We start from the raw sequence: 9,591 nt of genomic DNA on the forward strand, positions 1-9,591 counted from the left end.
TCCGTGCGCGCGGCTGCGGCAGATTGTGGGGGAGGCGGCGCCGCGGCTGGTGCTGGCCGATGGGGCGGGGCGTGCGGCGCTGGGCGAGGAGGCGCTCGCTGGCGTGGGGCTGGTGGAGCTGGAGGCGCAGTCGCCGGCGTGGGCCGGGCAGCCGGCATCGGATCCGGATGCGCGCGCGCTGGGCCTGGGCCCGCACCATCTGGCCTATGTGATCTACACGTCGGGCTCCACCGGCACGCCCAAGGGCGTGATGGTCGAGCACCGGGGGCTGGTGAACTTTCTATTTGCGTTTTCAGAGATATCTTCAATTTCTGACCGCGATACTTTTTTGGCTTTGACCACCATCTCGTTCGATATTGCGGGGCTCGAACTGTTCCTGCCTTTGAGCACTGGGGCCGCAGTCGCCCTTGCAAGCAGTAAGGATGCAATCGACGCCATCGCCTTACGCCATTACATAGCACATCACAACATTTCTTTCATGCAGGCGACTCCGGCAATGTGGCGCCTGCTCTTAGATGGAGGCTGGCAAGGAACACCAGCGCTGAATGCGGTATGTGGGGGAGAAGCGTTACCTGCAACTCTGTCACTTCGCCTAAATGAAGCGGTGAACTCTTTAAAGAATTTCTACGGGCCAACCGAAACAACCATCTGGTCATCCTTTTTTCCTATTGACACGCCATTCGGCGTGCCACATCAAGGTGTACCGATCGGCCGTCCGATTGCGAACACGCGGGTGTATGTGCTGGACGGTCATGGCGAGCCGGTGCCGTTCGGGGCGGTGGGGGAGCTCTACATTGGCGGGGCGGGGGTTGCGCGTGGCTACCTGAAGCGTCCGGAACTGAGCGCGCAGCGGTTCATGGCCGATCCGTTCAGTGCGCAGCCGGGCGCGCGGATGTATCGCACGGGGGACCTGGCGCGGTACCTGCCGGATGGCAATCTGGAGTTTCTGGGGCGCATCGACGAGCAGGTCAAGATCCGGGGCTTTCGCATCGAGCCGGGCGAGGTGGCCGCGCACCTGTGCGCACATGCATGGGTGCGCGAGGCGGTGGTGGTGGCGCGCGAGGAGCGGGCCGGCGAGCCGCAGCTGGTGGCCTATGTGGTGGCCGCACAGGAGGCGCAGGAAGCGCAGCTTGCGGCGACGCTGCGCGCGCATCTGGCGGGGCAGCTGCCGGACTACATGGTGCCGGCGGCGTTCGTGCCGCTGGGGGCGCTGCCGCTGACGGTCAACGGCAAGCTGGACCGGCGGGCGCTGCCTGCGCCGCAGGACGATGCGTATGCGCGGCGGGGTTACGAGGCGCCGCGCGGGGAGCTCGAGACGGTGCTGGCGCAGCTGTGGGCGGAGCTGCTGGGTCTGGAGCGGGTCGGTCGGCATGACCACTTCTTCGAGCTGGGCGGTCATTCACTGCTGGCCGTGCGGCTGCTCAGCCGAGCACTGGATGGGGGAATGAAATTAAGCGCTATCGATCTATTCGAAGCCCCCGTCCTGAAGGATCTTGCCTCCAGGGTCGAGATGGACATGGATCCTCATGTGTCTGGAGTGTTGCCGGTCCGTTTGGCGGGAACTCGGCCTCCCGTTTTCTTTGTTCCGACAGGCTATGGAGATTTTTCGTATGTCTCCACTTTAGCAAAAGAAATGGAAGTGGATAGTCCCATCTACGCTCTACCATGGCCCTCCTTCAAAGATCGTTCACTGACTCTTGAGGAGATCGCAACGCATACACTGTTGACGATGAAGAAGATTCAGCCACGAGCTCCCTACCGGATTGCCGGATATTCGTCCGGTGCGATCCTCGCTTACGCGATTACTCAGCAGTTGCTGCGCTTCGATGAAACGGTATCTTTTCTGGGTCTTATCGATGCCCCGCTGCCAGCAAATTCTCCGAAAAAATCTGATGCCGAAATAATACTCGAAATGGTATTTGAACCTCTGGAGTCTTTGGACGATGAACGATTTGAACTGCTACAGCGCTGCGCTAGGAACAGTTCTGTTCCGCAACTACTCCAAAAGGCACAGGAAATTGGGGCGATAGTTGTAGAAGCGGATTTCTACGAAACCGTCGAAACGTATATCCATTTTCAGCACGCGTTACTGAACTATCAGGTTCCATCCCTGCAAGTCGAAATCCACCAGTTCTATGCATCGGAGCTTCCCGAGAATTTCCGGGCTGGGTGCACTCCGGATGCAACGGAGGCCAAGAAGATTGCACCCATGCATGGCTGGGACCGAGTTCTAAATCCCGAGGCCATTCACGCCATACCGATTCCCGGCGATCACGTGACAATGATGGCCGTGCCGGAAAACCGTCGGATTCTTGCACGTGCGCTTTCCTTATGCTTAAGCAGCACACCACACCCGCGAACAATAGGGCCCTGACGCTATGACAACGCGCTCGCACAATCTCGACAGTTACCTCCCGTCGACTTTCGAAGCCCTAACGCAAGGAGGGGACCCGCGGATCGAACTCGACACCGCCGCAATGATCAACAAATATGGGGGGCGACCGATACCAGATACAGGACTGTTAGCATTTGGCTCCGCCACGGCATCTACTATCTCCCTATCTGGCCACTCTGCTGCGCAACAACTACGCTCCCATCTCTTGAGTAGCTTACGGGAGAGAAATCCGGCGGACGTTTATTTGGAGGAGATGTCGAGGCTGCGTAGTGAATTTATCGACCTGTGTGGCTTAGGAGAACTATCTGGGTTGGAGGCTATTGTATCCGCTTCCGGCACAGATGCTCACATGCTTGTCGCAAGACTGGTGGCCGGGACCAGCTCTCGCACAACGTTGGCGATCATGGTTCAACCGGAAGAGACGGGGAGCGGTGTCGCGCGTGCTTTGGCGGGCGCCTTATATCATCGCTATCCCCCCGCGATGAACCATGAGAATGTGGGAGATTTCGGCGATGTCAATCACGTCGAGTCGATAGCAATTCGCTCAGAGGACGGCAGTCTCCGATCCATTGCTGAGGTTGATGACGAACTTGAAGCAACGGTATTGAGTGCTGTAAAGCAGTATGAGCGCATTTTGATCGTATTAACCGACGTCTCCAAGACCGGCGTGTTGGGCCCCAGTCCGGATCGTGTCCTCGAACTCAAGCGGCGCTGGCCAAACATCATCGAGACTGTCATCGATGCCTCTCAATTCAGGCTGGCATCGAGCACGTTAGTTAGTTACCTCCGTGCGGATAGTATTGTCATCATTACTGGATCAAAGTTTTTTAGCGGCCCTCCATTTTCCGCAATGTTGCTGGTTCCGGCAGACGCAGCATGCAGATTAATGAAGCGGCCGGTCGATCCGGCACTTCGCGTCAATAGCGCGCGCGCAGAGTGGCCGCCACATTGGAATGGCATCATGTCGCTTCACAATGCCAGCAACTTTGGATTGCTTTTGCGGTGGGAGGCTGCCCTCGCTGAACTGCGGGATTTTCACAGCATCCCCGCGGAAGGTATCAGAAAGGTCGTGGAGAACTTCTATAACGCTATTACATCATGGATGAGTAACTCGCAACAGCTTAGTCTCCTGGAACAACCCGCCTTGCAGCGCCGTCCAACGGAAAATCAGTCGACGTGGGATCAGATACCAACGATTTTTCCTTTCATCTTGTTCGAGTTTAATAACCGAAGAAGGCCGCTGCGCGCGGAGGAGACCACCAAAATCTTCAATCGAATGAAAGCAGACCTTGGTGGGAGGGCGCGCGGAGTAAGACGGAAAATATTGTCCGCGCGTTGCGAATTGGGTCAACCCGTTTTATGTGGCGAGATCGATGGGGTTCCTGTTTCTGCGCTGCGGATGAGTCTTAGCGCGCGCTTAATTGTGGAGGCCGTTTGCGAGAAAGATAACAGCGCTGAATATCTAGTAGAACGTGCCATTTCTGTGTTGGAAAAGGTATCTCTTCTCGCTAAGAACAGGGTGCTTGTATCCTGACTTAAAACAATCTTGGTCGAGCGCCGGGCCTACTGGCGGGCGGCGATCGCAATAGTCGAGAGAGCGAGAGATTTGCATTGGCGTTGCTCGAATATGGTAATGATTTTCAAACTCGAACCAGTGGCACACTGACTCCGATTCAAGGCTGTCAGCCAACCTGCAGCGAGAAAATGGCACTGACATCATGAGCAAATAGAAACGATCACTTTGCAGTGCTAGCAGTGATGTGAAGCGGGTCGACCCGTGGGGAGCGCAACTCAATAGTACGGCGTGGATATCCATTCTCGGTCAGAGAATGAGGCCTCTGGACGCGTCTTTCATCAATGGGGGCATTTGATCCAACATGACCGGTTGTCGAGCCGCAGTTCTCCACTATCTCACGCCGCGCGTGCATTGCATATATCAACAGGGAATTGGATTGAGCTTGTGCTCAACGGGGAAGCGCTTGTGGTGTTAGAAGGAAATTTTGTTAAGGAATACAAAGTGGATAGGCATAAACACGGGGGGTACGACAGAAAGACCGGCCAGGGTTTCGGGGAGTTGCCCTTGGTCTCCTGCCAGTCGGTGGAAGCGGTTGAGCCAGCCGAAGCCGCGATCGACCGCCCAGCGGCGCGGCAACGGCACGAAGCCATTTTTCGCCTCAGTCCGCTTGATTATCTGAAGCTCGATCTCTTCGTCGAGTGCGGCCTGTGCAGGCTCTTCGCAGGTATATCCCTGATCGGCGAACGCTACCTTGACCGTCTGGCCTTTGGCGTGCTGAATCTGGCGCGCCAATTCTCCGAACAGAGCATGCTCCTGTTCGTTGGCCGGCATCACATGCGCGGCAAGCAACTGCTCGAAGATATCGACCGCCATATCGACATTACTGCCGCACGGCGGAAAGTCATTGGGCAACAAACGCCACGGCATAGCCGCGCGCACGATCCAGCGCAGTGCATTGAACATCTCGCGCAATTCATTGCAGTGACGCGGCGTGTCTTTGTTCATCAACGTCAGATACGCAGTGGCGAAGTACCAATCTTCATCCGATATATCGGTTGGCTATGGCCTGTGTTCTTTTGTCCCGTCAGGATACAAAGCCCGGCACAAATTGCCTAACGTTCTCTAGATCATTGATGACCCTATCCATTCGGGGGGCTGTAAGAAAGAATATGAGCGATGCAATTTAATGATTCCCGTCGGAGTTCGGAGATGAATTTGAAAATATTTTCTTTGCGAGAGAGGCCGGAACTTATTCCTCTTGTTTTTTCGAGCGAGTTAGATAACATGTGGCCGGACTTTATGCGCCATGATCGAACCGCAAAGCTCTATTTTGGCGCGGGAGTCTTCTCAAGATACTTAGACTTCGCGTATGCTGGGCTTGTCGACGAGGAGGTCGTTGGGCGCGCTTTCGGCGTTCCATTTGCCTCAAACATCGAGGGCCGCATGGAATTGCCGGACGGCGGGTGGGATGAGCTTATCCGCTGGGCTCACGAAGACAGTCTGCTAGGCCGTGAACCAACGACGATAAGCGCACTCGAAATTACCCTACTGCCAAAGGCGAGAGGTTTCGGTAATGCGCTGGCACTGCTGAATGCGTTGAAGCAATGTGGCAAAATGGCGGGATTCTCAAAACTTTCGGTCCCCGTTCGGCCAAGCCAGAAACACCATGTGCCCGGGATGCCGATGCTCGAGTATACCCGACTACAACGCCCCGACGGTTTGCCGATGGATTCTTGGTTGCGAACCCACCTCGGTGCTGGAGGAAGGCTCATGAAAATTGCCCCTTATTCCATGACCATCGTTGGAACGATTTCGGAATGGTCACGATGGACAGGGCAAATATTCGAACATTCCGGAACTGCTGAGGTCGATGGGGCATTGGTGCCGGTGCTCGTTTCAATGGAGCAAAATTGCATCGTTTATGTCGAGCCAAATGTTTGGTTTCAATACGACCTATGATTGATGAAGCTTAATTCTTTCATTTCACGAAGTGAGATACGTCGATATATAAATGATGGCGAAAAAGAAACCTTGGTTTGACATGCGGGCGTTTAAGTACGTACTAGTCTTTACTGTACGATACTGGCGCAAACAGCCTGTGAGAATTTCCGCGATCGCGACGCTCGCATTACTGGCCACCCTTGCCGAGGTGGTGACGCCATTCTTTTCTGGGCGACTGGTGGATGCGCTGACAGCTAGTGGCGGTGATATGGGCTTGAAGTCCGCTGCGTGGCACCATGCAGCAAGTACTTTTGGTTTGCTGATTGCATTGGGAGTTGGCACGACCTTGGCGAGACATTTCACGCTTCACAACATCATGGTGCTGACGTTGAACATGATAAGCGATGTCGCGTCGAACGCATTTTGCCGGGTGCAACGTCTCTCCACCGATTGGCATACGAATAGTTTCGCCGGTTCGACAGTACATAGGATCACGCGCGGTATGTGGGCGCTAGAACTGATGAACGACACGCTGCTTCTCGCGTTGCTGCCTTCGCTGCTGATGCTGGGTGGCGCGACGATACTGCTTGGTGTCCGCTGGCCGCTGATGGGTGTCTTGGTTGGCGCAGGCTCGCTGCTGTACATTGCGGTCGCAGTGTCGCTATCGCTCGGCTATGTAGCGCCCGCCGCGCACATCAGCAATCTGTGGGACACCCGCATGGGAGGTAGGCTTGCCGACGCGATAGCCTGTAACTCGCTCGTGAAAGCGTTTGGCGCCGAGAGCCGAGAAGAAGCTAGGTTTGCCCGCATAGTCAGCAAGTGGCGTAAGCATGCGGCTCGCATGTGGGCGCGCAGTACGACCAATGGTGGAGTCCAGAGCGGCATGCTCGTGCTGATGCAAACCGCGATGCTCAGTGCCGCACTATGGTTCCGCGTGCGCGATGAAGCAAGCGTCGGTGACATCGCGTTTGCGCTAACAATGTTCTATGTCTTGCAAGGTTATCTACGCGAAGTTGGGATGCACGTACGCAACCTGCAACGCTCTGTGAATGATATGCAGCAACTAGTTTTGCTTGAGCGAGAGAGATCTGGCATCGAGGACCGGCCAGGTGCGCGTCCTATCGAGATTCGACGAGGGGAGATTTGCTTCGAGCGAGTGACTTTCCAATACGACAAAGTCCGGGAGCCTTTGTACAAGGATTTCTCAGTAACCATTGCGCCCGGTGAGCGCGTTGGGCTGGTGGGCCGTTCAGGGGCGGGAAAGACTACGTTCATAAAACTAATCCAGCGGCTCTACGATCTCAGCGATGGTCGCATAAGGATTGACGGGCAAGACATTTCCCAAGTTGAGCAGACTTCGCTGCGACGGCAGATCGCTATCGTGCAACAAGAGCCGTTGTTGTTTCACCGTTCGCTCGCGGAGAACATCGCATATGGTAAGCCGGACGCGACGCAGGCCGAGATCGAGCAAGCTTCCGCGCTAGCGAACGCGCACGAGTTCATTGCCGCGTTACCGAACGGATATGCCACGCTGGTGGGCGATCGCGGCGTGAAGCTTTCGGGCGGTGAACGTCAGCGAGTGGCTATCGCTCGTGCTTTCTTGGCAGACGCGCCAATCCTTATTCTCGATGAAGCGACCTCGAACCTTGACGGCGAAAGTGAAGTGCTGATTCAGCAGGCGATGGAGCGGTTGATGGTTGGGCGTACGACACTCGTGGCTGCGCACCGCCTGTCCACGGTTCGTGCGCTCGATCGGCTGCTGGTGTTTGATCACGGCCGCCTCGTCGAGGAAGGAAGCCACGACCGGCTCGTTCAGCTCGATGATAGTACTTACCGTCGGTTGTTTGATCAGCAGGGATTCGGGTTAGCTCGCGAGATTTGACGACGTTGTGTGCTGCCGTTGCTGACGAGCGGATCAAACGGCGACAAGTCGGAAGCGTTTCGCGGCGCCACCCGACTGTCGTATAGTTCGTTTGGTTCCCCTCCGGTTTGCCTGTGAGGTTCTCAATGATCTTCCTTTAGGGCCGATTGATTGAGATGGGAGATCAGGTCAAGCTAATGCCGGCGAAGCTCGTCCAGCCATGCAATATCGGCAACAAGAACGATCCCGCTGACGCTCGCGCGATCTGGATGGCCTTGGTCTGGACTGCGATAACGATTGCGCGTTCATGAACCCGGCCGTCTTTGATTTCTTCAAGGCAACGGGTATCGAGATGGTGCGCTGGCGTGGCTGCAAGAAAAACGATCAGGCGCGGGTCGCGCAAAAGAATGGCGCCGTCTGTACGTCATCTGGTGGGGGACGGCAGGCTACAAGGTCTCGAAGCCACAGAAAACTCTTGCCTCGCTTTATCAAGTGTCGCGGCTGTATATCAACTTCTTCCAACCGTCATTCAAACTGAAATCAAAGACAGGTCACGGCGCCAAGGTGACAAAGCGCTATGAGGCGAGTTTGACGCCGCCCGAAAAGGACGTACACCCCAGGATCGAGAGCGTGCGCGGCATGGCTGAGTTTGATGATGGCGCACTATGCGGACATGCTGGTCCTGATCGCATTGCCTCTGGGTCGGGACGCTGGTGGCGCAATACCTTTTTTTTCGCGTCCGGGCAGCGATCGCGGTGAGGCCATGACAAAGGGAGATACCTTCAGCTTCTATCAGCGTATCTGTGTGGCGCGCGGCCTCCATCACGGCCAAAGCTGGACGTGTGTTCTGGTGCTGTACGGTATCGTCACGCTGTTTCCGTCGCCGATCGCGGCGCTGCTCGAATGGAAGGTTAGCGCGACCACCGTCATATCCGTCATGCCTCTATTGCTAGCGGTATTCGCAATTGACATCACGGATACGGTGGACTTCTCGGTCTATTCCGTGTCGGGAGCGTTGCTGGGCTTCACGATTCTCTTCGCACACACCTATGCGTCCGGGTTGCGCGCGTCTGGACCCGAGCGGACGGGCGATCGGGGGCATAGCGGCAATGCTGATGGTGGGGCGGCGTTCGAGTTGATTCTGTTCAATTCATGCGTCGAACCAAGCGTCGTTCGCCGGCCGTTCGCGACCTGATTCTTCCGCCGTGCCGATTGTGCTCGACGGTGACGACAATTTTCAGCCCAAACGTGGCGGATTTGCTAAAGTTGGTTGTAGAGTCGTTGACTTTGGTGGCGTCCGACCTTCATCGCGGTCAGTTTGCGGACGACCACCGGGTCAGCACCGTCGTGTTCGCGCGCGGCAGCAGCGCGAGCGCCGTGCGGCCGGCGCGCTGCGTGCGCCCAGCGTTGTCGAGCAGCACGAACGGTAGCTCGCGCAGTTGCCAATCCCGCGAGGGCACCGCCGGATCACGCGGCGGCAATAGGGCGATCGGCGTGCTCAAAGGCCACTCTCTCTGTGGATTGCGTTATTCAGAGTTGGTCTTGTACCCGCACGATACGCGTAGTGTGAGTCAGCGGATCGCGATAGACGAGGGTCGTGCGATCCACTTCGGCGCGCTCATGCTGCACACTGCCGTGGACTAAAAAGTCCAGCCTGAACAAACCGTAGAGCCTTAAGCGTTGGGGGTTTCCGGCGGAAATCGTGTTGTTGGAATTGCAGAGACCTGGCATATTGCTGGGTATAGCCTGCAAATTCTGGCGAGGTTTAGATGGGTCCGAAGGCGCCTGTAACGGAGAAGGATTTGTTCCGGCATCCACTGCGCGAACAGATCAATCTCAAGCATCCACTGGTACGGCTGGCCGAGCTGATCAATTGGG

At 56.4% G+C, this 9,591-nt stretch carries 6 protein-coding genes and 3 pseudogenes; 6 read left to right on the forward strand and 3 right to left on the reverse strand.

The genetic code is table 11. The features are described 5' to 3' along the window. Both AB3X94_RS40455 and AB3X94_RS40460 read left to right on the forward strand, forming a co-directional pair. Positions 1–2,374 (forward strand): amino acid adenylation domain-containing protein (locus AB3X94_RS40455; protein WP_368614391.1); only part of this gene is annotated, 2,374 nt, incomplete at its 5' end. A 424-nt stretch (positions 2,375–2,798) separates the two neighbouring features. Beyond that, positions 2,799–3,929 carry a hypothetical protein gene (locus AB3X94_RS40460; protein ID WP_368594264.1) on the forward strand — a complete coding sequence of 377 codons (1,131 nt, stop codon included), beginning with the start codon at positions 2,799–2,801 and terminating at the stop codon, positions 3,927–3,929. 453 nt (positions 3,930–4,382) lie between these two features. Here AB3X94_RS40460 and AB3X94_RS40465 read toward each other — a convergent pair whose 3' ends face one another. Next, complete coding sequence (locus tag AB3X94_RS40465) at positions 4,383–4,961, reverse strand: transposase (protein WP_368594266.1); 579 nt, start codon at positions 4,959–4,961, stop codon at positions 4,383–4,385. 159 nt (positions 4,962–5,120) lie between these two features. On the opposite strand from AB3X94_RS40465, the gene AB3X94_RS40470 reads away from it, so the two are divergent. From AB3X94_RS40470 to AB3X94_RS40485, 4 genes and pseudogenes are all read left to right on the forward strand, one after another. Next, a complete protein-coding gene (locus tag AB3X94_RS40470) occupies positions 5,121–5,870 on the forward strand; it encodes a hypothetical protein (RefSeq protein WP_217710347.1) in 750 nt (249 codons plus the stop codon). Positions 5,871–5,925: 55 nt separating this feature from the next. After that, on the forward strand, positions 5,926–7,734 hold the full coding sequence (locus tag AB3X94_RS40475; RefSeq protein WP_368594267.1) for an ABC transporter ATP-binding protein: 1,809 nt from the start codon (positions 5,926–5,928) through the stop codon (positions 7,732–7,734). A gap of 143 nt (positions 7,735–7,877) precedes the next feature. Further along, positions 7,878–7,988 (forward strand): annotated as a pseudogene (locus AB3X94_RS40480) (IS110 family transposase); the annotation flags it as partial. Between the two features lie 377 nt (positions 7,989–8,365). After that, complete coding sequence (locus tag AB3X94_RS40485; RefSeq protein WP_368614392.1) at positions 8,366–8,908, forward strand: hypothetical protein; 543 nt, start codon at positions 8,366–8,368, stop codon at positions 8,906–8,908. 142 nt (positions 8,909–9,050) lie between these two features. Here the strand turns inward: AB3X94_RS40485 and AB3X94_RS40490 are convergent. Together AB3X94_RS40490 and AB3X94_RS40495 are read right to left on the reverse strand one after the other, a co-directional pair. Next, positions 9,051–9,215, reverse strand: a pseudogene (locus AB3X94_RS40490) (type II secretion system protein GspL); the annotation flags it as partial. A gap of 28 nt (positions 9,216–9,243) precedes the next feature. Then, a pseudogene (locus AB3X94_RS40495) lies at positions 9,244–9,360 on the reverse strand (type II secretion system minor pseudopilin GspK); the annotation flags it as partial. Positions 9,361–9,591: the final 231 nt, after the last annotated feature.

Origin of the sequence: Paraburkholderia sp. BR10923, assembly GCF_040948765.1 — a bacterium.
In the GTDB taxonomy this organism is placed as follows: Bacteria; Pseudomonadota; Gammaproteobacteria; order Burkholderiales; family Burkholderiaceae; genus Paraburkholderia; species Paraburkholderia youngii.

Excerpts from the sequence above, each read along its gene's own strand:
- AB3X94_RS40460 (WP_368594264.1), top strand. The coding sequence starts at position 2,799 with ATGGTTCAACCGGAAGAGACGGGGAGCGGTGTCGCGCGTGCTTTGGCG.
- AB3X94_RS40475 (WP_368594267.1), top strand. The coding sequence starts at position 5,926 with ATGGCGAAAAAGAAACCTTGGTTTGACATGCGGGCGTTTAAGTACGTA.
- AB3X94_RS40485 (WP_368614392.1), top strand. The coding sequence starts at position 8,366 with ATGATGGCGCACTATGCGGACATGCTGGTCCTGATCGCATTGCCTCTG.
- AB3X94_RS40470 (WP_217710347.1), top strand. The coding sequence starts at position 5,121 with ATGAATTTGAAAATATTTTCTTTGCGAGAGAGGCCGGAACTTATTCCT.